Here is a 21,509-nt window from a genome sequence, read left to right as displayed (position 1 = left end):
GGACGACCCTACGCAGCTTCCGCCCACAGCTCGCCCACCCGGGCCCGCACGCACGCGCCGATCCGCTCCAGCAGCCCGTCCACCGCCACGGCCCCCGGCCGCCGCCCGTCCCGCAGCCGTACGGCCGCCAGGTCGCCGCCGGCCTCCCGCTCGCCGATCACGGCCTGGTACGGCACCAGGCGCGCCGCCCGGATGCGGGCGCCGAGGCTGCCCTGCCCGAGGCCGGCGCACTCCGCCCGCAGCCCGCGGGCCACGGCCCGCCGTACGACGTCCCGGGCCCGCTCCTCCTGCGCGTCGGACACCGGCAGCACGACCAGCTGCACGGGCGCGAGCCAGGCGGGGAAGGCGCCGCCGTGCACCTCGACCAGCTGCGCCACGGCGCGCTCGACACTTCCGATGACGCTGCGGTGCACCATCACCGGGCGGTGCCTGGAGCCGTCGGGGCCGACGTAGTGCAGGTCGAAGCGTTCGGGCTGGTGGAAGTCGATCTGGACGGTGGAGAGGGTGGACTCGCGTCCCGCGGCGTCGGCGATCTGGACGTCGATCTTGGGTCCGTAGAAGGCGGCCTCGCCCGCCACGGCCCGGTAGGGGACGCCGGCGCCCGCCAGCACCTCCTCCAGCAGGCCGGTGGCCCGCTCCCACAGCCGCGGGTCGGCGACGTACTTGCCGCCCTCGCCCGGCAGCGACAGACGGTGGCGGACGGCGCGGATGCCGAGGTCGGCGTAGGCGCGGGCGATCAGCTCCAGGGCGGCGCGGGCCTCGTCGACCGCCTGGTCCAGGGTGCAGAAGATGTGGGCGTCGTTGAGCTGGATGGACCGTACGCGGGTCAGGCCGCCGAGCACGCCGGACAGCTCGGAGCGGTACATGCCGCCCAGCTCGGCGACGCGCAGGGGGAGTTCGCGGTAGCTGTGGGAACGCGAGCGGTAGATGAGGGCGTGATGCGGGCACAGGCTCGGCCTGAGCACCACGTCCTCGCCGCCCAGCCGCATCGGCGGGAACATGTCGTCGCTGTAGTGCGACCAGTGGCCCGAGATCTCGTACAGCTCCCGCTTGCCGAGGACCGGGGAGTACACGTGCCGGTAGCCGGCGGCGCGTTCCTGCTCGCGGATGTACTCCTCGAGCGCGTGCCGCACGATCGCCCCGTCGGGCAGCCAGTACGGCAGCCCCGCGCCGATCAGCGGATCGGTGTCGAACAGCTCCAGCTCGCGGCCGAGCCTGCGGTGGTCGTGCATGGTCGTCCTCCTCGTGAGGGGTTCCTCCCGCTCGGGCGAAGTCGAGAGCGGGGGGAGGACGAGCGACCGACGACGAAGCCCCGGGCCACTCGCCCGGGGCTTGGGACATCCAGTCCAGAACTCAGCGCGCCGGGAGACTCTCCGGCGTCGTCGTGGCCGACGAGTGGGCGCGCTTCATGAGGGGACGGTAGCGCGGCGGCGGGGAGCGGGGCGACGGATTTTCGCGGCGGGGAGGGGCAGGGCGGGAGCCCGGCGGACTCCCGCACGGTCGCCCCGAACCGCGCCACGTCCCACCCGGACGGACCCGCGGCGCACTCCCGCACGATCACCGCGAACCGCGCCACGCCCCACCCGGACGGACCCGCGGCGCACTCCCGCACGATCACCCCGAACCGCGCCACGCCCCACCCGGACGGACCCGCGGCGCACTCCCGCACGATCACCCCGAACCGCGCCACGCCCCACCCGGACGGACCCGCGGCGCACTCCCGCACGATCACCGCGAACCGCGCCACGCCCCACCCGGACGGACCCGCGGCGCACTCCCGCACGGTGGCCGCGGGCCGCGGGGCGCGTAACCCGGACGGACCGGAGCGCTGGTCGGGCGGGGTGCGGGGTGGTCCCTTGGAGACCTCACCGATCCTGGAGTGTCTGGAGGTCCTGGGTGATCCGCATTCCGTCCCGTGTCGTCGCCTCCCTGCTGTTGCTGGGAGCCCTGGGGAGCGCGAGCGCGTGCGGCGCCGGCGCGCGGGTGCGGGCCCAGACGCCCGCCGCGCCCTCGCACAGCGCCCGGCCGTCCCCGACCGCGCCACCGTCGGCCGTCCCGCTCACCGAGGCGCAGGCGCGGGCCGCGCTGGTGACGGCGGGCGACCTGGGGGACCCCTGGTCGGCGACGCAGGGGGCCGCGACCTGGCGGGACGGCGTGCTCAAGGCGACCACCGGGGCGCCGGACTGCCGGCGGCTGCTCGACGCGCTCTACACCGACGACCTGTTCGGCACGGAGGGCGGGACCCGGGCCGTGACGGGGCTCGACGACGCCATGGACCAGACGCAGCTGCGCTACCAGGTGCTGGCCCTGGACCCGGCGGACGTGGACCGCACCCTGGCCTGGATGAAGACGCTGCCGCGGACCTGCGCCAGGTTCACCGCGACGACCGACCACGGCACCCGGGAGGGCGTCCTCGTCGACGCGGCCGGGCTGCCGGAGCTCGGGGACGCCCGGCAGGGCCTGCGGGTGACGTTCACCGGCGAGACGGACGACGGCGAGCAGACGGTGCTCACCCTGGACGTCGCCGCGGTGCGCGTGGGCGACGCCACGATCGCCCTCACCCACGGCGGCCCGGGCTTCGTCTCGGCCGACACCACGAACGCCTTCGTACAGGTGGGCGTGGCACGGCTGGCCGACGTCAGGAAGCAGGCCCGGCTGCGCGTCTGACGGCCCCGCGCGGCGCGGCCCGCGGGCGTCGGCGGCGGACCGGGCCGCCCCGCGGGTCCCGGCCTCCTCAGCCGTCGTCCAGCCTCTCCCGGCGTGCCACCACCTCCCGCGCCAGCTCCAGGGCGGTGCGCCCCTGTGCGAAGGCGTGGCCGCGCAGCCGGGCCAGCGCCTCGTCCGCGCCGATCCCCAGTTGCGCCATGGTCATGCCAACCGCCTGGTAGACCTCGTCGTGTTCGGCGGCCAGGCCGCTCAGCCAGTCCTCGTCCGCGGCGCCGGCGTTCTCCTGGCGCGGCAGCGCGGTGACGGCGAGGGCCATCACCCTGGCCACGAGCTCGGCGCGGCGCAGCTCCCGCGCGCTCAGCGGGCCCGGAAGGGTGCGGTGCAGATCGAGCGTTCCGACGGTCACCTCGCTGTCGCCCACCGGGATCGAGTACACCGCCCGCGCTCCGGCCGCCGTCGCCGCGAGCGCGAACACGGGCCAGCGGTGCGCGTCCCGGCCGTCCCTCAGATCGGGGGCCAGCACGGGGCTGCCCTCCCGGGCGGCGTCCAGGCAGGGCCCCTCACCGAGGCTGGCCTGGATCTCCGCCAGACCCGCGGCCAGCTCGCCGCTCGCGCCGAGCCGGACGGGCATCCCCTCGCCGGACAGCGACACGCTCGCGCCGGCCACCGGCAGCAGCCGCAGCGCGACCGCGCACAGCCGGTCGGGGACCTCGTGGGGCCGCAGGTCACGCACCTCTTCGGTGATCACCGTGGCCGCCCTGAGCAGATCCGGATCGCACTCGGTCCCGTCGCACGGGCCAGGTGGACGGGGCCCCTCGCCGCCCGGCCCGGGATCGCCGTCGGGGCCACCGTAGCGCTCGGAGCTGGGCCGCACGGCTACCGCCTCCTTCGCCGGCCGGCGTCGTCCACCAGCACCCGAGGCGGGCCCGCCGCCGACAGGGGTCGAACCGGCGGCACGCCCGCTCGGGACTGCTGCCCGACTACCCCTGGCCCCCGGCGCGAAACGCCTTGTCCGAGGGCCTCCGGCCCGCTCACAGAGGGGGCTGTGCGGGTGCGGGTCCAAGGGTGGTGGTGCCGGGTGCCGTACGGTGCCCGAGGCCCGTCCGGTACGCGTCCAGCGCCGCCTCCACCCGCCCGGTGCGGCGCAGCAGATCGCCGAGCAGCCGGCACAGGTCCGCCAGGTCGCCGGCGGCGCCCGCCCGCTCCAGCAGGCTCAGGGCGCGGACGTAGTGCTCCTCGGCGGCGTCCGTGTCCCGGGCGTCGTCGGCGATGATGCCGAGGAGGCGGTGGGCGGCGGCGGAGTGCAGCGCGCCGCGTTCGGAACTGAGGTCGCTGAGCACGTCGTGCAGCAGGGCCGCGGCCTCGTCGGACTTGCCGCGCCGGTGCAGCACGTCGGCGAGCTCGACGGCGACCTGGCTGCTGTAGAGGGCGGCGCGCTTGGCGGCGAGCATGTCGAGGGCCTGCCTCAACTCGTCCTCCGCGCGGCCCAGTTCACCGTTCTGCGCGTAGACGTAGCCGCGCATCCAGTGGCAGTTGGCGAGCTCGGTGCGGATCTGCAGCGTGCGGTAGAGCTCGGCGGCCTTGGCGAGCGAGGTGTCCGCCTCGGCGACCCGGCCCTCGGCGAGCAGGGTGCGGGCGACCGAGCGGTGCATACGGGCGACGAGCGCGGGGTCGCCGGACTGCGGCGCGAGCGCGAGCGCGAACTCGGCGGCCTGGGCGGCGCGGGCGTGCGCTCCCATGTCCATGTAGGGGCCGATGGCGCTGGCGTAGAGCAGGAGCAGCGCGTCCGGGTCGTGCAGGCCGCCGCGGTTGAGCTCGTCGAGGGTGGACTCCAGCAGGTAGACGGCGTACCGGAGTTCCCCGGCCAGGTAGTGCGAGACGGCGCGGCCGCGCAGGGCGGGCACCCGGGCCGGCAGCGGCGCGTCGGCGAGGGTCTGCTCGGACCGCTCGAAGTACTCGCGGGCGACGGTGAGTTCACCGGTGTCCAGGGCGCACTCGCCGAGCCCCAGCAGCGCGACGGCCTGCACGTCCGCCAGCTCGTGCTCCTCCGCCTCGGCGAGCAGCGCCGCGTACTCCCGCGCGGCCTCCTCCGACTCGCCGGAGGCGAGCGTGCGCTGCGCCCCGGTCAGTCTCAGCCGCAGATCGGTGGCGAGGTGGGCCGGGCGTCCGGTGACCAGCTCCTCGTAGGCGATCCCGAGCCGCTCGGCGATGTGCCTGAGCGCGCCGTCGGAGGCGCGCACCCGGCCGGCCTCCAGGGTGGAGATGTAGGCAGGGGTGTAGGCGGGCTCGGCCAGCTGTTTCTGGGTCAGGCCGCGTTCGGCCCGCAACTGCTGGACTCTGCGCCCGATGGTCTCCGGATCGTCACGGTCCGACACGCCAACTCCCCCTGTACCTCTTGCTGTTGCCCCACGACTGCCTCTAGGTTAAACGGCGTCTTAAGCGCGTTTAATACAACGCTGTTGAGAGGTTGCCGTGCTCCGACACATCTCCGAGCGTTATGCCCGAGGTCTCGGTGCCGCCCTGATCGCAGTGGGCGCCCTGGTCCTGGCCGCCAACGCGGGTCCGGCGCGGGCGGCGGACACCGGGCAGACCGGCCAGGTGCAGCAAGTCCATCACGCCGGCTAGCGCGGCGGGCGGCTTCCGGGGCTTTCGCCCGCCCGCCCCGGTTACCCTGCCCCCGTGACCTCTCCCGCTGCCCGCGCCGCACTGGACCTCACCGCCGACCTGCCGGTCGCCGGCCTGACGGACTTCTACCGGGACCTGCACCGCCACCCCGAGCTCTCCCTCCAGGAGCACCGCACGGCCGCCAGGCTCGCCGGGCGGCTGGCGGCGGCGGGCTTCGAGACCGCCGAGGGCGTCGGCGGCACGGGCGTCGCCGGAGTGCTGCGCAACGGCGACGGCCCGACCGTGCTGCTGCGCGCGGACATGGACGCCCTGCCGGTGCCGGAGGAGACCGGTCTGCCCTACGCCTCCGAGGTGCCCGGGGTGATGCACGCCTGCGGGCACGACCTGCACGTGACCTGGCTGGCCGGCGCCGCCGAGGCGCTGGCCGCCGGCCGGGACGCCTGGTCGGGCACCCTGCTCGTGATCGGCCAGCCCGCCGAGGAGACCGGCCAGGGCGCGCTGGCGATGCTCGCGGACGGCCTGTACGAACGCTTCGCCCGCCCCGACGTGCTGCTCGGCCAGCACGCGGGACCCGGCCCCGTCGGCTTCTACGCACACTCCGCGGGCCTGATCCTGTCGGCCTCGACCGACCTCGACATCGTCGTCCACGGGCGCGGCGGGCACGGCTCCCGGCCCGAGACGACCGTCGACCCCGTCGTCACGGCCGCCCACCTCGTGACCCGGCTGCAGACCGTCGTCTCCCGGGAGATCGCCGCCCGCGAGTCCGCCGTGCTGACCGTCGGCCGGATCGAGGCCGGCACCCGGCACAACATCATCCCCTCCGAGGCGCGGATCTCCCTCAACCTGCGCACCCAGTCCGCCGAGGTGCGCGAGCGGATGATCGCCGCGGTCCGGCGCATCGCGGCGGGCGAGGCGCTCGCCGCCGGCTGCCCGCGCGAGCCGGAGGTCACGCTGGGCGCGAGCTTCCCGGTGACCACGAACGACGCCGGGACCGACCGCCGCACCGCCGCCGTGCACGAGGAGGTGCTCGGCGCCGGAACGGTGCTGGACTTCGGCCCGGTGATGGGCAGCGAGGACTTCCCGCACCTGGCCGTGGGCGAGATCCCGTACTCCTACTGGTTCGTGACGACCACCCCGGCCGACGTCTGGGACGCGGCACCCGGCACGGACCTGATGGAGAAGTTCCTGGCCGTCCCCAGCAACCACAGCCCGCACTTCGCCCCCGACCTGTCGACGATCGCCCCGGGCGTGCGGACGCTGGTCTCGGCCGCGCTCGCGCACCTCGCCTGAGCCGGGGCCGCCCTCAGACCCGGGTCTGCAACTGCCGCAGCTGCCGCCGCACATGGTCCAGCGCGCCCTCCCGGCGTCCCGGCACCCGCGAGCGCAGGTCGGCGAGCGGGGCACCGAGCTCCCGCGCCGCCACCGCGTCCCGCACCTGCCCCCACTGGTGGTGCGCCCGGTCCACGGCCGCCTCGACGGCCGGCGCGTCGGCCGCCTGCCCCGCCGCCAGCCGCGCCGCGGCCACCCCCAGCCACGTCCGGCAGCTGCGCTCCGGATCCCCGGCCAGCATCGCCAGGTCCGCCCGCACCTCGGACCAGTGCAGCGCCTCCTCGGAGCCGGTTCCGTACGCCCGGACGGCGGCCTGCTCGTGGCGGGCGGCGAGCGCGTCGGCGTCGGGGTGCCGGCCCGACCGTACGGCCGCGGAGATGGCGGCGTGCGGGTCGGACCCACCGTCCTGACGCCGGCCGTCCGGGCCGTCCGCGTCGACCGGTCCGCCCGGAGACTGCGGACGGGGCCCCACGGGCAGGTACGGGGGGCCGGGGGCGGCGCCCCCGGGGACACCGGCCACCCCGCCGCCCGGGGCCAGCACGAGGTCCGCGTACCCCTCGACCCCCACCCGGGCCAGCGCCTGCTCGTGCAGCCGGGCGAGCGGCGGCCGCCACCCGCTGCGCAGGATCGTCGCCACCGCCTTCATGTACGCCGGCACCGCCACCGTCCGCCGCGACGGCGGAGGCGGCGCGATCCGGCCGTGGACAGCGGCGTTGCGCCCGCAGTCGAGCGGACGGGAGCGCAGCCACTCCCAGGTCTCCGCGTCGGCGTGCAGATCGAGCAGGAGCGTCGTGGACCCGGGCGGGCGCAGCCGGAACTCCTCCCTCAGCCAGTGCCAGGGCAGCCCGGTGTACCGCACCGTCGAGGGCGTCGTCCGGGCCAGTGCCAGGTGCGGCAGCCGCTGGCGCCGGTCGAGTTGCAGCTGCCCGGTGACGAACAGGGTGAGCGGTCCGGGCGCCGCCGCGGCGGCGCGCAGCCGGGTGAGGACGGCCTGCGGCTCCAGCGGGTCGGCGAGTTCGACGACGTTCGCGGTGTCCGTGCCGGACAGGACGCCGGGCGGGACGGCCGCGAGGACGGGGAGCACCGACGCCGCGTCCACCAGACGCCCCCTGCCCACCGGGGATGCGGCGAGCAACAGCACGGTCCCGGGCATCGTTCCCTCCCCATCCCCCGTCGATCACGTACCGCAAACCGTAACCGCTGCGGCTGCAAAGGTGTCCCTCAGGACCGCGAACGCCGTACGGCGAAGACCGTGGTGTCGTCGGCGAGGCGGTTGCCGCAGTGCCGCAGCGTGCCGTCCCGGACGTGGGCGACCAGGCGCCGGGGCTCGGCGAGGCGCGGGTCGGCGGCGACGGCGCGGGCGACGTCACGGGCGAGCGGGTAGAACGCCCCCGCGCCGTCCCGGGCCTCGGTCACGCCGTCGGTGGTCAGCAGCACCGTCTCGCCCGGGGCGAGGCCCACCCGGCGCACGTGGGGCGCGCCGTCGGCGGCGAGTTCGCCGAGGCCGAGCGGGAGACCGTCGCCTGGCGGCACGGACCGCACGCCCGCGGGACCGACGAGCAGCGGGGGGTCGTGGCCGAACAGCGCCAGGTCGACCGCGCCCGGGTCGTCGTCGGGGAAGTCCAGCAGCGCCGCGGTGGCGAAGCGGTCGCCGTCCTGCCTGCCGAGGGCGGCGGTGTGCCCGCGGTGGCGGAGCATCCGCACCTCCAGGCGCTCGGCGACCGTCGCGAGGTCGCTCTCGTGGTAGGCGGCCTCGCGGAACGTGCCGAGCAGCGCGGCCGCCGCCTCGACCGCGCCGAGGCCCTTGCCCTGGACGTCGCCGACGAGGACGCGGGTGCCGCGCGGGCCGGGCTGGATGTCGTAGAAGTCGCCGCCGACACGGGCCTCGCTGTCGGCGGCGAGATAGACGGCGGCGTGCTCCAGGCCGCCCCAGCGGGGCGGCAGCGGGCGCAGCACGGTGCGGCGGGTGGTCTCGGCGACGTCCCGCATGTGCAGCATGCGCCGCTCGCCGCGCACCCGGACCACGCAGGCGAGGACGGCCAGGACGCCGCCGACGGCGACCAGGATGAAGTCGGGCAGCCCGGTCTGGTACTGGTGCGGCCAGGCGTTGTCGGCGAGGACGTAGGTGACCAGCGCGAGCACGGCGAAGGCGGTCGTGCCCCACACCCCGCAGATCGCGGCGGCGATACCGGGCACGAGGACCAGCCAGGAGACGGTCCGGAACTCGCCCGTGGTGTTGAAGTCGACGGTCGTGATGGACACGAGCAGCAGCGCGGGCGGCGCCCAGGCGACGCTGCGGCCGCGCACCCGCAGCATCTGGTGGCGCGGGGAAACGCCGAGGTGCCCGGACCGCGGCAGCCGGTCGAGCACCTTCGTCATGGGCCCCAGCGAAACATGTCCCCGACCCGTACGCATCCGCGTCGCCGACCGACTTGCCAGGGGCCGCCCGCAGGTGTGCTCTGGTAGTCGGGGGCGTGCGGAGAGAGGAGTGCTCTCATGGCTCAAGCGGCACCGACGTCCGGCGGCATGATGGGGCGGGTCAGGGCCAACCGGGCGGCCCGGCCCACCCGCACACCCGACGTGTTCCCCGAGCCGGTCCACCTGGCGGCGCGGTACGGGATCCCCGTCGTCCTCGGTCTGGTCTACGGCTACTGGGCCGCGGCCAACCGGCGCGGCGGCGGCGAGATCACCGGCTGGAACCTCCTGTTCGGCTTCGTCACCGCGGCCGTGTTCATCGTGCTGAGCATCGCCGTCGCGACGTTCGCACCGCTGCTCCACCGCGAACTGCACTCGCTGGTGAAGTCGGCGTTCGCCGGAGCCGCGATCGCCTTCCTCTACAGCCAGAGCGGCGCGCCCGTCTGGGGCTGCGTGGCACTGGGCCTGGGCATCACGGCAGGCGTCTTCCTGGTGTTCTTCTACCGTTACTACACGCGCGAGGACGCCGCGGGGCACCGCATCCGCTGACCGGCACGGGCCGGGCGCGGTCACCCGTTCGGAGCCGCAGCGCTCGCGCGCGGCGCCCGCGGGCCGTTGCCTGGAGGGGTGGTTCCACGTCCTGCGCGCCTGCGGAGCGCCCTGTCGGCGGCGCTGATCGCCCTCGCCTGCCTGCTCGCCCCCTGCGGCGCGCTCGCGGCGTGGGCGGCCTACGACCTCGCCGACACGGGGCGCTACGTCACGACGATGGCGCCGCTGGCGGCGGATCCGGCCGTGCGGAACGCGATCGCGGACACCGTCGGCGCCGGGATCATGGACGAGGTCGACGCACGGCTGGACACGCGTCCGCTGCGGGGCGCCGTGCGCCCCTACGTGCACGACGCGGTCCGCTCCTTCACCCGGACCGAGGCCTTCCGCCTGGCCTGGGACGCCGCGAACCGTGCCGTCCACGACGCCGTGCTGCACGCCCTGCACGACGAGAGCGAGCACGACGTCACGGTGGACCTCGCGCCCGTCACCGCCCAGGTCAAACGCCGGCTGACCGTGGACCACGTCCCGTTCGCGAACCGCATCCCGGTCGAGCACACCGAGGTGTCGGTTCTGCCGGCCCAGGAACTGGACCGGCTCCGGAAAGGATTCCACGTGCTGGAAGTCGCCGGTTTCTGGCTGCCCGTCACGGCCGTCGTCCTCGCCGTCGCCGGGATCGCCGTCGCCACCTGCCGCCGCCGCGCCGTCACCGCGACCGCCCTCGGCACGGCGCTCGGCGGCGCGCTGCTCGCCCTCGCCGTGACGGTCGGCCGCAGTCTCACCCTGGCCGACCTGCCCGACGACGGCCACCAGCCGGCCGCGGGCGCGGTCTACGACGCCCTCACCGCCACCCTCCGCGAGGCCTCCTGGCTCCTGGTCGCCCTGGGCCTGGCGGTCGCCCTGACCACCTGGCTCACCACCCGCCGCGCCCTCCGCCCGCGCCGCCCACGCGCCCCGTCGGCGCCCGCCCCCGATCCGGCACGCCGACCGCCCCGGGTCCGCCTCTGACGCCCCGGCCCGCTCGGCGGCATCCGGGAAGTTCCTGGCGCGAGCCGGTCCGGCTGGAGGATGATTCGGGCATCTCACTCGCGAGCGGAAGGCCGGGACGTGGACACTGCCACCGCCGAGTGGACCGCGACGAGCGAGGAGGAGCCCCAGCGACGCCCCGGCCGGCGACTCGCCGCCTGGTGCGCGGGCCTGCTGCTGGTCGCCGTGAGCGCGGTCGTCGGGTGCCGGGCGGCCGACACCGACGGCATCACCCCGGTTCCCCAGCTCCTCGCGTTCCTGCCGTGGCTCCTCGTGCCCGCCGGACTGGCGCTGCTGCTCGCGCTGCTCGCACGCTGGCGGCCGGGCATGGTGTGGGCGCTCCTCGCGCTGGGGCTGCTGGCCTGGTTCATCGAGCCCTACGGGAAGACGGACGACGCCGGCGGTCCGCCGGTCGCCGAGTTCCAGGTGCTGACCTCCAACGTCGAGTTCGGGCGCGGCACCGGCTCGCTGGTACCCGAGATCCGGCGGCACCGGCCCGGCATCGTGTTCGTCGAGGAGTGCGACCACGGCTGCCGGGCCACGTTGCGGCGGGAGTTCGTGACCGTCTACCCCTACCGGCGGGCCGTCGCGGCCGAGGGGTCCAAGGGGTCGGTCATCCTCAGCCGGTTCCCGCTGAAGGGCACCGGCGGGGTGCCCGGCACGATGGGGATGCCCGGTGCCGTCGCCGACGTGCGCGGGCACGAGGTCCGGCTGCAACTCGCGCACCCGATGCCGCCGTTGCCCGGACAGGTCGGCGTGTGGCGCCGTGAGCTCGGGCGGCTGCGGGACGCGGCCGCGGCGGTCCGCACCCCGCTCGTCCTGGCCGGGGACTTCAACTCCTCGCAGGACCACGCCGCTTTCCGCCGCATCCTGGACACCGGCCTGCGCGACGCCGCCCGGCTCGCCGGCCACGACCGTACGCCGAGCTGGCCCGCCCGGCTGACCCCGGCGTTCGGCGCCCAGATCGACCACGTGCTCGTCACCCGGGACTTCTCCGCGAGCAGCGCGCGTTTCCTGCGGCTGGCCGGCACCGACCACCGCGCCCTGCTCGTGGACGTCACGCTGCACGGGAGCGGATGAGCGGCGTCGGCTGCGGCGGGAGCGGACCCGCCGGGGAACGCGCGGCAGGCGGCGGACACGACCGCCGTGTCGCCATGCCGCTGTGCCGCCGTGCCCGGACAGGCCGGTGCGGGCCGCCTTGTGCAGGAAGACGGCCCGCACCGTGGTGTGGGGGGTGGCGCCGCGGGGTCGAAGGGCCGGTTGTGTGGGGGGACCCGACGGCCTCGCCCGTACCGGGGCCTAGCGGCCGGACTTCTCCAGGGACTTGTCGCTCATGGCCTTGTCGAGGGCGGCGGCGAAGCCGTTCGCCCACAGCTGGTTCACACGGGCTCTCTCGTTGGCGTCCGGGTAGGGGTTGGTGCAGGACGGGCCGGGCCCGCCTCCGGACATCAGCTCGCTGCACGGGCCCGAGTAGTGGTCGGGCAACCCGAGCACGTGCCCGGTCTCGTGGGCGGCCACGCGCGTGGAGTCGTACTGCTGGTTCTGCGCGTAGTCGAGGAAGATGTAGCCGCTGCCGTGACCGTCGGTGGAGGCGTAGGAGCCCCGGGAGTCGTTGCCCTCGTAGTAGCTGAAGTCGGCGTTCGAGCCCGACCGGAGCTTCACGTTCGACACCGAGCCGTTCCATATCTGGGCGGCGCGGGCTATCTGGGCGCTGAACGTCGGTGCCCCGGAGGGGTCGTAGACGACCGTGACGGCGGTGGCGCTGTTCGGGTGAGCGGCACGCTTCTCGGCGACGGATCTCAGGACCGCCTGGAAGAACGCCTGGTTGGCCTTGGCCTCAGCGTGCGAGCCGGTGTAGCCGGAGTAGGGTGCCGGGGCCGGGGCGGCTGCGGCCGGAACCGCCGTGCCGAGACCGAGGACCGCGAGGCTGAGGCCGGCCACCGCCGCCGTACGCGCGGACATGGACCGGGACATGGGCAGGGGAGTGCGCTGTCGCATCGATGACTCCTAGGTGGGGGTGAGTCAGTCGTCATCGGTGAGTGTGTGCTCCTGTGCGAGCGCTGTGATGATGGCAACCGGCGATAGCGCGGCCCTATCGGAGATCTGCCGGACGCACCGATTCGCGTGTTCCTGCCGGGGTTTGTGCGTCTGGTGAAAGATTTGGTTCCGCTTTACGCTCGGAGGGCATGGACCTCGAGGTGCGACACCTCCGCGCGCTGTGCGCCATAGCCGACACCGGCAGCCTGCACCGTGCCGCCCGGCAACTGGGCGTGGCTCAGCCGTCGTTGAGCACCCAGCTGCGCCGTATCGAACACGAGCTGGGCGGAGCGCTGTTCGTCCGGGCGCGCACCGGCTGCCGGCCCACCCCGCTGGGCAGCCTGGTACTCAGCCGCGCCCGGCCGCTGGTGGCCGAAATGCGCTCCCTGGTGAGCGAGGCGCGGGCCGCCGCGACGGGCGGCCCCGAACTCCGCGTCGGCTCCACCGCGAGCAAGGCCCTGGCGGGCTGGCTGCGCCGGCTGCGCGCCCGCGGCCAGGACCCCACCCTGCACATGAACGTCTCCCCGAACATCCTGCTGCGCATGGTCGCCGACGGGCAGCTGGACGTCGCCTTCGTGCACGAGGTCGAGGGCAGCCGGCTGCGCGTCCCCGAGGGCCTGCGGCTGCGCGTCCTGGTCGAGCGCGAGCCGCAGTTCGTGTACCTGCCGGCCGACCACCCCGCGGCCGCGCACCCGGTGGTCGACGTCCGCGACCTGGCCGGCGACCGCTGGATGATCGACCCCACGGTGGACGGCGAGTGGGACGCCGTGCAGCACATGTTCCGCCGGGCGGAGATCCACCCGCACGTCCTGCACGGCGACTACCACACGGCCGCCGCCCTGGTCGCGACCGGCGAGGTGGTCACGGTCTGCCAGCCGACCGCGGTCTCCCACTCCGACATGGTGGTACGCCGCCTCCGCGGGGACCCCCTGGGCGTGCGCCTGCTGCTGGCGGCCCGCACCGAGACGGACCTGGACGGCGCCCTGCCCGCGCTGGAGGATGCGTACTGGGAGTCGGCACGGCAGGCGCCGACGTACCGGGAGTGGCTGGAACGCGCGGGTACGAGCGCCCCGGCGCCGGCGCTCCACTGACTGCCGCGTCGGCCGTCGGCGTGGGCCATCCGGATCGGCCATCCGGATCGGCCATCCGCGTGGGCCATCCGGATCGGCCGTCCGGCGGCAGGACGACGACATCGGGATGGCGGGGAGCCGGTTGAGGGGCGGTTGAGAGGTGGTTGGGGAGCGATTGAGGGGCGACTGAGGGGCAGCTGAGGGGCGGTTGACACAAGTGGCCGGACTGTCCCTTGCCCCTCCCCAAGATCGCCATTCGGGGCCGCTAACCTTACGTGTCCGTCCTGGCCAGCGATTGACGGGCATCAACTCACGCGAAGGGTTGCGCACATGGGCATTCTCACTCTCCTGCGGAACGCGTTCGGCAGGTCACGCAAAGGGCGTGCCGCCGAGGCAGAGGGTGCGGACCTAACTCCTTCGCGCTCCCCGGAGCCGACGGTCCCCTCCCCGTCCCCCGAGCCTCAGCCCCAGCCCACCGCACAGGTCCCGGAGCCCCGCTCGTCCGTCACGGAGAGCACCGCCGGGACCACCGCGGAGACCGATGCGGGGGCCACCGAGGAGACCAACGACGAGCACGACCTGGTCTCGGCGGCCTTCGACAACGTGACGGTCCCGAGGCCCTCGGAGCCGGTGGACAAGGCACCCGCGACCGCTCCGGCGGAATCGGCGGAATCGGCGGAATCGGCGGAATCGGCGGAATCGGCGGAATCGGCGGAATCGGCGGCCAAGGATCCGGCGCCGGTGACCGAGACGGTCACGGAAACCGCGGTCACGGAAACCGAAGCGGTCACGGAAGCGGAACCCGAGCCGGATCCGGACCGGGCACCGGCCGAGGAGCCGGCGACCGAGGAGTCGGCTACCGAGGCCGAGGAGCCGGCGCCCGTGACCGCCGAGCCGGTCACGCAGGCAGAACCCGAGGCAGAGGTGACGCCGCTCCAGGAACCGCCCGCCGTGGCCGAGGAGCCGACGCCCGAGCCGGAGGAGCGACAGGAATCAGCCACGGAGCTTGCCCCCGAGCCGGAGCCGGAGCCCGCGACTGAAGCCGCCCCCGAACCGGAGCCCGAGCCGGAGCCCGCGACTGAAGCCGCCCCCGAACCGGAGCCCGAGACCCCCCTCGAACCGGAGACCACAGCCGAGACCGCCCTCGAACCGGAGACCACAGCCGAGGCCGCCCCCGAGCCGGAGACCACCCCCGAACCGTCCGCGGCCGTGGACGAGCCCGCGGCCGACGACGGCGAGGACGCCCCACAGGGGCCACCCGCACCCGACCGCGAGAGTGGCACGGGTGGCGCGGGTGGGGGCACGTCGGCCGAAGGCGAAGCCGAGGCCACGACCCCGGCCGGCGGCGCCCCGGTCGCCGACACCCCGGCCGCCGCCGCCCTGGCCAAAGCCAACCTCACCGGCACCCGAGCGAAGACGTACCTCGTCCTCGACCGCTCCGCGAGCATGCGCCCGTACTACAAGGACGGCTCCGCACAGGCCCTCGCCGACCAGACCCTCGCCCTCGCCGAGCACCTGGACCCCGACGCCCCGGACGCCTCCGTGCACGTCGTCTTCTTCTCCACCGAACTCGACGGCACCACCGACCTCACCCCGGCCTCCCCCGAGACCGCGATCGACGACGCGCACGCCGGCCTCGGCCGCATGGGCCGCACCAGCTACCACGCCGCCGTGGAGGCCGTCCTCGCCCACTACGACCAGCACGCCACCCCCGGCACCCCCGCGCTCGTCGTCTTCCAGACCGACGGCGCCCCGGACGCCAAGACCCCGGCCACGAAGTCCCTCACCGACGCCGCGAAGACCCACCCCTCGGTGTTCTTCTCCTTCGTCGCGTTCGGCGACCACGACAACAAGGCCTTCGACTACCTGCGCAAGCTGAAGACCGGCAACACGGCCTTCTTCCACGCGGGCCCGACCCCCAAGGAGCTCACGGACGCCGAGCTCTACGACGGCGTACTGATCGACTGGCGCCCGTAGCCACCCGGTCACCGTCCCCACCCGTCGGCCGCCCCTTCCCGCCCAGCAAAACGGGAAGCGGGCGGCCCACCCATGTCGGCTACGATTTCAAGGTTCGCAAACGCAGCAGCACATCCGACCTGGGAGCAGCCCCCGATGGCTCGACACCTCATCACCAGCGCCCTTCCGTACATCAACGGAATCAAGCACCTGGGCAACATGGTGGGGTCCATGCTCCCGGCGGACGTGTACGCCCGCTACCTGCGCCAGCGCGGCCACGACGTGCTGTACATCTGCGCCACCGACGAGCACGGCACCCCGGCCGAGCTGGCCGCGAAGGAGCAGGGCCTGCCGGTCGACGCGTTCTGCGCCCAGGCCCACGACGCCCAGAGGGCGGTCTACGACGGCTTCGCGCTCGCCTTCGACTACTTCGGCCGCAGCTCGAGCCCGCAGAACGTCGAGATCACCCAGCACTTCGCCCGCCGCCTCAACGACAACGGCTTCATCGAGGAACGGGCGATCCGCCAGGTCTACAGCCCCACCGACGGCCGCTTCCTGCCGGACCGCTACGTCGAGGGCACCTGCCCCCACTGCGGTTACGACAAGGCCCGCGGCGACCAGTGCGAGAACTGCACCCGCGTCCTGGACCCGACCGACCTGATCAACCCCCGCTCCGCGATCTCCGGCTCCACCGACCTGGAGGTCCGCGAGACCAAGCACCTCTTCCTCCTCCAGTCGAAGCTGGAGAACGAGGTCCGCGAGTGGGTCGCCCGGCACGACAAGGACTGGCCGCAGCTGGCCTCCTCCATCGCCCACAAGTGGCTGACCGAGGGCCTGCACGACCGCGCGATCACCCGCGACCTGGACTGGGGCGTCCCGGTGCCGGCCGACACCTGGCCGGAGCTGGCGGCGGAGGGCAAGGTCTTCTACGTCTGGTTCGACGCCCCGATCGAGTACATCGGCGCGACGAAGGAGTGGTCCGACGAGGACCCGGAGAACCGCGACTGGAAGTCGTGGTGGTACGACGTCGACAGCGACGTCCGCTACACGGAGTTCATGGCGAAGGACAACGTCCCGTTCCACACGGTGATGTTCCCCGCCACCGAGCTCGGCGTGCGCGAGCCGTGGAAGAAGGTCGACTTCGTCAAGGCCTTCAACTGGCTGACGTACTACGGCGGCAAGTTCTCCACCTCCCAGAAGCGGGGCGTCTTCACCGACCAGGCCCTGCAGATCCTGCCCGCCGACTACTGGCGCTACTTCCTGATCGCCAACGCCCCCGAGTCGGACGACGCGTCCTTCACCTGGGAGCACTTCACGGCGACGGTGAACAAGGACCTGGCCGACACCCTCGGCAACTTCGTCAACCGCGTCCTGTCCTTCTCGAAGAAGCGCTTCGGCGAGGAGGTCCCGGCGGGCGGCGAACCCGGGGAGGCGGAGGCGAAACTGGGCGGCCAGATCGCCGGCCTCCTCGCCGAGTACGAGGCCCAGATGGAATCCCTCCAGTTCCGCAAGGCGGCGGCCGCGCTGCGCGCCCTGTGGTCGGCGGGCAACTCCTATCTGGAGGAGAAGGCCCCCTGGCTGGAGATCAAGACGGACAAGGACGGCGCGGCCCTCACCCTGCGCACGGCGATGAACCTGATCCACCTCTACGCGGTGGTCTCGGAACCCTTCATCCCGGCCACCTCGGCCGCCATGCGCCAGTCCTTCACCCTCGCGGACGACACGGCGACCTGGGTGACCCCGGAGGAGGCGAAGGCCCTCACCGCGGTGCCCGCCGGCACCCCGTTCACCGTCCCGCCGGTGCTGTTCGCGAAGCTGACGGAAGAGGACCTCGCGGCGTACAAGGAGCGCTTCGGCGGCGAGGACCAGTAACCCGCACCGGTCGGCAAGGGCCACAGAGGCCCGGGAACACCCATCCCGGGCCTCTTCTTCATGACCCCGAGCGGCCGGTGCAGATCCTCGAGCCTTCCGAGGTGTAAGCCACGAAGTCCGCCCATGCGCCGGGCGTGACCGCGAACTGGGGGCCTCCCGTGTACTTGGAGTCACGGACGTGCACCGCGCCAAGCTCGGCCACGACCTCAACGCACTCGTTGCTGTTGCTGCTGTCGCTGTAGCTGCTCTTGACCCACCGCAGCTCCGAACCGTCCTCAGCAGAGGCCTTGCGGATCATGTCTCCCCCAGCACTTGCTCGATGAAGGCCAGCGACTCCCCTGGTGAGAGAGCCTGAGCTCGGATGATGCCACACCGCAGTTCCATGATCCGCAGATGCTTCAACTCCGAGACGGGACGGCTGCCGAAGTCTCCTTCGGCTCGGCCTACTGCCGTACCGTCGACGAACTTGAGCACTTGGATCTCACCTCCCATACCGGCATGGACCGCACGGTCGATCGGCATCACCTGGATCTCGACATTCCGCATCTGACCGAGCTCCAGGAGATGCTCCAACTGGCGGCGCAGCACCATTTTGCCCCCAAGCGGCCGCCTGAGCGTCGCCTCTTCTTGGACGAAGCACAGCTCTGGAGAGGGGTCTCGCGCAAAGATCGCCTTGCGGGCCATACGCGCACCGACCAGTCGCTCCACCTGGTCCTGCGAATGCGCCGGCCGCCGCATCTCGAACAGTGCACGCATGTAGTCCTCTGTCTGCAACAGGCCGTGAAGGTTGTGGGTGCCGTACGCGGTCAGTTCGACGGCCTGTGCCTCTACACGGGCCATGTCCCGAACCTTCTTCGGATACCGGACCTTCTTCACGTCCTCCCAGGCCGCCGAGATGAGCCCGCCCGCACCCAACACCTCGTCGGCCTTGTCCAGGTACTCCTGACGGGGAATCCTCTTCCCACCCTCCACCTTGTAGACCAGGTCCTCCCCGTACCCGACCGCCACGGCGAAGTCGGCGGCCCGCATCCCCACCGCCTCCCGCCGCAGCCTCAACTGCCGCCCCACCGTGGTGATGACGGCCACTCCCCACTCGTCGTCCGGATCCACCTCCCACCCCGGCTCGTCCGCCCCACTCCCGAGCCGCCGCACCTCTCCGTCGACCGACATCCCGCACCCTCCGTCGTACCGTCGCACCGTCGTGCCGCAACGCCGATGCCCGTAACCCCAGTTCAGACAGCTCCGGACAACAGCCGACAAACTCCGGACAGTCACCCTGCGTATCAGTGCTGTCACTGTTCACGGTAAGCACGCACGGCCACGCTCGGTCACGTGAACAGCGAAAAGTCCACCCGCCTTCTCTCGCCCACCGACCACTTCAGCGTGCTCCCGCCCCCCACACCCCGCGGCGCCCGCCTCGCCCGGCTGCTCGCCACGGACTGGATGCGTACCTGGCCCGCCCCGCCGCTTCGGCAGCGAACCGGAGTAACTCGTTGCCGTGACCAACGGCCCCCCGGTTCCCGAGTGTTGCAGCTCACCCTTATGGTTTGCGCCATGGCAGTCCCAGAGGTCATTCCGATCGCCTACGAGCCGAGGCACCGTACCGAGAGCATCGGACGGTACGCAGACGGTCAGTTCCTGGCGTCGGTCACCTATGCGTTCCCCGAAGGGTTCCGCCCCGACGACGGCTGGGAAGAGCACAAACGCCTCTACACCGTGCTCCATCTCTTCGACGCCGAGGGCCACTACCGCGACTCCGAGATCTGGTGCGCCGGCACCTGGGCCGAGCAGCAACGCAACCCGGACGGGGACGACTCCGTCCTCGCCCGCGCCCGGGTCCACCTGGCCAAGCTGCTGCGCAGCCTCCCGCGCCGCTCGTACACGGACATCGCCGTCCGCCCCTTCCAGGTCACCGTGGACGGCGTCCTGTTCGGCCTGCTGACCGGCGAGGACGACGGCGAGCCGTGGGCCGAGCTGTACCCGGACCACCTCGGCTTCGGCGAGCCGTGGGACGGGACGTACGACACCTAGGCACGGCGGCGGTACAGAGCGGCTCCGCCCCCGGGCCACGAAGCGCCCTGGCACCGAAACCGAAAGGGCCCGGGACCGACACCGGTCCCGGGCCCTCGTGAGCGCTCGGCCTACTTCGGCTGCGGCTTGCGCACCGACAGGTGCAGCTCCTTCAGCCGCGCCTCCTCCAGCTCCGTCGGCGCGCCCATCATCAGGTCCTGGGCGTTGCCGTTGAGCGGGAAGGCGATGGTCTCGCGGATGTTCGGCTCGTCGGCCAGCAGCATCACGATGCGGTCGACACCGGGCGCGATGCCGCCGTGCGGCGGGGCGCCGAAGCGGAAGGCGCGCAGCATGCCCGCGAACTTCTCCTCGACCGTCTCGCGCTCGTAGCCCGCGATCTCGAAGGCCTTCAGCATGATCTCCGGCTCGTGGTTCCGGATCGCGCCGGAGGACAGCTCCACGCCGTTGCAGACGATGTCGTACTGCCAGCCGAGGATGTCCAGCGGGTCCTGGGTCTCCAGGGCCTCCAGACCACCCTGCGGCATCGAGAAGGGGTTGTGCGAGAAGTCGATCGCGCCGGTGTCCTCGTCCTTCTCGTACATCGGGAAGTCGACGATCCAGCAGAAGCGGAAGACGCCGTCCTCGAACTGCCCGGCGCGCTTGGCGGCCTCGACCCGCACCGCGCCCATGATCTTCGAGACCTCGTCGAACTCGCCCGCGCCGAAGAACACGGCGTGCCCCGCGGCGAGCTGGAGCCGCTTGGTCAGCTCGGCGACGTTCTCCTCGGTGAGGAACTTGGCGATCGGGCCGCTCAGCGAGCCGTCCTCGGCGACCCGCACCCAGGCCAGGCCCTTGGCGCCCTGGGAGACGGCGAAGTCACCCAGCTGGTCGAAGAACCTGCGCGGCTGGTCCTGGACCGCCGGGACGGGCAGCGCGCGCACGTGCTTGCCGGCGAACGCCTTGAACTCCGAGCCCTCGAAGACGTCCGTGATGTCGACGAGCTCCAGCTGGGCCCGCAGGTCCGGCTTGTCGGAGCCGTACTTGAGCATCGCCTCGCGGAACGGGATCCGCGGGAAGGGGGAGGTGACGTGACGGCCGTTGCCGAACTCCTCGAACAGCTCGGTCATCAGCTTCTCGACCGGCTGGAAGACGTCCTCCTGCTCGACGAAGCTCATCTCGATGTCGAGCTGGTAGAACTCGCCCGGCGACCGGTCCGCGCGCGCGTCCTCGTCCCGGAAGCAGGGCGCGATCTGGAAGTAGCGGTCGAAGCCGGAGATCATCAGCAGCTGCTTGAACTGCTGCGGTGCCTGCGGGAGGGCGTAGAACTTGCCGGGGTTCAGGCGGGAGGGCACGACGAAGTCGCGGGCGCCCTCGGGGGAGGTGGCGGACAGGATCGGCGTCGCCATCTCGTTGAAGCCCAGCGCGGTCATCTTGTGGCGGATCGCCGAGATGACCGACGTACGCAGCATGATGTTGCGGTGCATCCGCTCCCGGCGCAGGTCCAGGAAGCGGTACTCCAGGCGCCGCTCCTCGTTGACCCCGTCCTCGGCGTTGATCGTGAAGGGGAGCGGGGCGGCGGCGCCGAGCAGCTCCACCTCGCCCACCTCGACCTCGACCTCACCGGTCGGCAGGTCGGGGTTGACGTTCTCGGCGCCCCGGGAGACGACCTTGCCGTCGACGCGGACCGTGGACTCCTTGGTCAGCTTGTCGAGGGCCTCGTAGGCGGCGGTGCCGGGGCGGGCGACGAGCTGGGTGATGCCGTAGTGGTCGCGCAGATCGATGAAGAGGATGCCGCCCAGGTCGCGCCGATTGTGCAGCCAGCCACTCAGCCGGACGTCGGTGCCGACGTCAGAGGAGCGGAGCTGGCCGCAGGTGTGGGACCTGTACCGATGCATCGTCGTTCATCCAGTCTTCGCGGATCGGGGGCACGTTTCACGTGAAACACCCCCAGCGTAC

At 73.1% G+C, this 21,509-nt stretch carries 18 protein-coding genes and 1 pseudogene; 10 read left to right on the top strand and 9 right to left on the bottom strand.

Translation table 11 applies throughout. The features are described 5' to 3' along the window. Nucleotides 1–8 precede the first annotated feature (8 nt). A pseudogene (gene thrS / locus ACJ9NR_RS20775) lies at nt 9–1,235 on the bottom strand (threonine--tRNA ligase); the annotation flags it as partial. A gap of 661 nt (nt 1,236–1,896) precedes the next feature. Here thrS and ACJ9NR_RS20770 point away from each other — a divergent pair. Next, nucleotides 1,897–2,667, top strand: a complete 771-nt coding sequence (locus tag ACJ9NR_RS20770; protein WP_412494077.1) for a hypothetical protein — start codon at nt 1,897–1,899, stop codon at nt 2,665–2,667. A gap of 67 nt (nt 2,668–2,734) precedes the next feature. On the opposite strand, the gene ACJ9NR_RS20765 is transcribed toward ACJ9NR_RS20770, so the two are convergent. Next, nucleotides 2,735–3,541 carry a GAF and ANTAR domain-containing protein gene (locus tag ACJ9NR_RS20765; RefSeq protein ID WP_412494076.1) on the bottom strand — a complete coding sequence of 269 codons (807 nt, stop codon included), beginning with the start codon at nt 3,539–3,541 and terminating at the stop codon, nt 2,735–2,737. A 157-nt stretch (nt 3,542–3,698) separates the two neighbouring features. Continuing rightward, on the bottom strand, nt 3,699–5,042 hold the full coding sequence (locus ACJ9NR_RS20760; protein WP_412494074.1) for a helix-turn-helix domain-containing protein: 1,344 nt from the start codon (nt 5,040–5,042) through the stop codon (nt 3,699–3,701). Between the two features lie 97 nt (nt 5,043–5,139). On the opposite strand from ACJ9NR_RS20760, the gene ACJ9NR_RS20755 reads away from it, so the two are divergent. Then, nucleotides 5,140–5,292, top strand: a complete 153-nt coding sequence (locus tag ACJ9NR_RS20755; RefSeq protein WP_412494073.1) for a hypothetical protein — start codon at nt 5,140–5,142, stop codon at nt 5,290–5,292. Between the two features lie 54 nt (nt 5,293–5,346). After that, on the top strand, nt 5,347–6,582 hold the full coding sequence (locus ACJ9NR_RS20750; protein WP_412494072.1) for an amidohydrolase: 1,236 nt from the start codon (nt 5,347–5,349) through the stop codon (nt 6,580–6,582). 13 nt (nt 6,583–6,595) lie between these two features. Here the strand turns inward: ACJ9NR_RS20750 and ACJ9NR_RS20745 are convergent, their stop codons facing one another. Further along, entirely contained in the window at nt 6,596–7,774 is a 1,179-nt protein-coding gene (locus ACJ9NR_RS20745) for a hypothetical protein (RefSeq protein ID WP_412494071.1), read from the bottom strand. Between the two features lie 68 nt (nt 7,775–7,842). After that, the gene (locus tag ACJ9NR_RS20740) at nt 7,843–9,000 is read right to left on the bottom strand and encodes a PP2C family protein-serine/threonine phosphatase (protein WP_412494070.1); all 1,158 of its coding nucleotides are present in this window, start codon (nt 8,998–9,000) and stop codon (nt 7,843–7,845) included. 117 nt (nt 9,001–9,117) lie between these two features. On the opposite strand from ACJ9NR_RS20740, the gene ACJ9NR_RS20735 reads away from it, so the two are divergent. The 3 genes from ACJ9NR_RS20735 to ACJ9NR_RS20725 all read left to right on the top strand — a co-directional run bounded on the left by ACJ9NR_RS20735 (nt 9,118) and on the right by ACJ9NR_RS20725 (nt 11,688). Next, nucleotides 9,118–9,585 carry a hypothetical protein gene (locus ACJ9NR_RS20735; protein WP_412494069.1) on the top strand — a complete coding sequence of 156 codons (468 nt, stop codon included), beginning with the start codon at nt 9,118–9,120 and terminating at the stop codon, nt 9,583–9,585. Nucleotides 9,586–9,663: 78 nt separating this feature from the next. Next, nucleotides 9,664–10,590 carry a hypothetical protein gene (locus ACJ9NR_RS20730; RefSeq protein ID WP_412494068.1) on the top strand — a complete coding sequence of 309 codons (927 nt, stop codon included), beginning with the start codon at nt 9,664–9,666 and terminating at the stop codon, nt 10,588–10,590. Between the two features lie 99 nt (nt 10,591–10,689). Beyond that, nucleotides 10,690–11,688: an endonuclease/exonuclease/phosphatase family protein gene (locus tag ACJ9NR_RS20725; protein WP_412494067.1), complete on the top strand. Its 999-nt coding sequence runs from the start codon at nt 10,690–10,692 to the stop codon at nt 11,686–11,688. Nucleotides 11,689–11,907: 219 nt separating this feature from the next. On the opposite strand, the gene snpA is transcribed toward ACJ9NR_RS20725, so the two are convergent. Then, nucleotides 11,908–12,582: a snapalysin gene (snpA, locus tag ACJ9NR_RS20720; RefSeq protein WP_412494111.1), complete on the bottom strand. Its 675-nt coding sequence runs from the start codon at nt 12,580–12,582 to the stop codon at nt 11,908–11,910. A 212-nt stretch (nt 12,583–12,794) separates the two neighbouring features. On the opposite strand from snpA, the gene ACJ9NR_RS20715 reads away from it, so the two are divergent. The 3 genes from ACJ9NR_RS20715 to metG all read left to right on the top strand — a co-directional run bounded on the left by ACJ9NR_RS20715 (nt 12,795) and on the right by metG (nt 17,543). Continuing rightward, entirely contained in the window at nt 12,795–13,736 is a 942-nt protein-coding gene (locus ACJ9NR_RS20715) for a LysR family transcriptional regulator (RefSeq protein WP_412494066.1), read from the top strand. Nucleotides 13,737–14,045: 309 nt separating this feature from the next. Then, nucleotides 14,046–15,692: a VWA domain-containing protein gene (locus ACJ9NR_RS20710; protein WP_412494065.1), complete on the top strand. Its 1,647-nt coding sequence runs from the start codon at nt 14,046–14,048 to the stop codon at nt 15,690–15,692. A gap of 135 nt (nt 15,693–15,827) precedes the next feature. After that, complete coding sequence (gene metG / locus ACJ9NR_RS20705) at nt 15,828–17,543, top strand: methionine--tRNA ligase (RefSeq protein ID WP_412494064.1); 1,716 nt, start codon at nt 15,828–15,830, stop codon at nt 17,541–17,543. A gap of 58 nt (nt 17,544–17,601) precedes the next feature. On the opposite strand, the gene ACJ9NR_RS20700 is transcribed toward metG, so the two are convergent. Together ACJ9NR_RS20700 and ACJ9NR_RS20695 are read right to left on the bottom strand one after the other, a co-directional pair. Continuing rightward, entirely contained in the window at nt 17,602–17,841 is a 240-nt protein-coding gene (locus ACJ9NR_RS20700; RefSeq protein ID WP_412494063.1) for a DUF397 domain-containing protein, read from the bottom strand. After that, the gene (locus ACJ9NR_RS20695; RefSeq protein WP_412494062.1) at nt 17,838–18,713 is read right to left on the bottom strand and encodes a helix-turn-helix domain-containing protein; all 876 of its coding nucleotides are present in this window, start codon (nt 18,711–18,713) and stop codon (nt 17,838–17,840) included. Before ACJ9NR_RS20695 ends, ACJ9NR_RS20700 begins: the two co-directional genes overlap by 4 nt. 384 nt (nt 18,714–19,097) lie before the next feature. Between ACJ9NR_RS20695 and ACJ9NR_RS20690 the strand changes: the two genes are divergently transcribed. Further along, a complete protein-coding gene (locus ACJ9NR_RS20690; protein ID WP_412494061.1) occupies nt 19,098–19,574 on the top strand; it encodes a hypothetical protein in 477 nt (158 codons plus the stop codon). 110 nt (nt 19,575–19,684) lie between these two features. On the opposite strand, the gene aspS is transcribed toward ACJ9NR_RS20690, so the two are convergent. Beyond that, on the bottom strand, nt 19,685–21,448 hold the full coding sequence (gene aspS, locus ACJ9NR_RS20685) for an aspartate--tRNA ligase (RefSeq protein ID WP_412494060.1): 1,764 nt from the start codon (nt 21,446–21,448) through the stop codon (nt 19,685–19,687). Nucleotides 21,449–21,509 lie beyond the last annotated feature (61 nt).

This window comes from Streptomyces sediminimaris (genome assembly GCF_047049295.1).
GTDB lineage: Bacteria > Actinomycetota > Actinomycetes > Streptomycetales > Streptomycetaceae > Streptomyces > Streptomyces sediminimaris.
The sequence above is the reverse complement of the archived record's forward strand: the minus strand, read 5'-3'. Positions and strand labels throughout refer to the sequence as shown.

Coding starts and splice junctions, on each gene's coding strand:
- ACJ9NR_RS20745 (WP_412494071.1), bottom strand. CDS start 7,774: ATGCCCGGGACCGTGCTGTTGCTCGCCGCATCCCCGGTGGGCAGGGGG.
- ACJ9NR_RS20740 (WP_412494070.1), bottom strand. CDS start 9,000: ATGACGAAGGTGCTCGACCGGCTGCCGCGGTCCGGGCACCTCGGCGTT.
- ACJ9NR_RS20735 (WP_412494069.1), top strand. CDS start 9,118: ATGGCTCAAGCGGCACCGACGTCCGGCGGCATGATGGGGCGGGTCAGG.
- snpA (WP_412494111.1), bottom strand. CDS start 12,582: ATGTCCCGGTCCATGTCCGCGCGTACGGCGGCGGTGGCCGGCCTCAGC.
- ACJ9NR_RS20715 (WP_412494066.1), top strand. CDS start 12,795: ATGGACCTCGAGGTGCGACACCTCCGCGCGCTGTGCGCCATAGCCGAC.
- ACJ9NR_RS20710 (WP_412494065.1), top strand. CDS start 14,046: ATGGGCATTCTCACTCTCCTGCGGAACGCGTTCGGCAGGTCACGCAAA.
- metG (WP_412494064.1), top strand. CDS start 15,828: ATGGCTCGACACCTCATCACCAGCGCCCTTCCGTACATCAACGGAATC.
- ACJ9NR_RS20700 (WP_412494063.1), bottom strand. CDS start 17,841: ATGATCCGCAAGGCCTCTGCTGAGGACGGTTCGGAGCTGCGGTGGGTC.
- ACJ9NR_RS20695 (WP_412494062.1), bottom strand. CDS start 18,713: ATGTCGGTCGACGGAGAGGTGCGGCGGCTCGGGAGTGGGGCGGACGAG.
- ACJ9NR_RS20690 (WP_412494061.1), top strand. CDS start 19,098: ATGGCAGTCCCAGAGGTCATTCCGATCGCCTACGAGCCGAGGCACCGT.
- aspS (WP_412494060.1), bottom strand. CDS start 21,448: ATGCATCGGTACAGGTCCCACACCTGCGGCCAGCTCCGCTCCTCTGAC.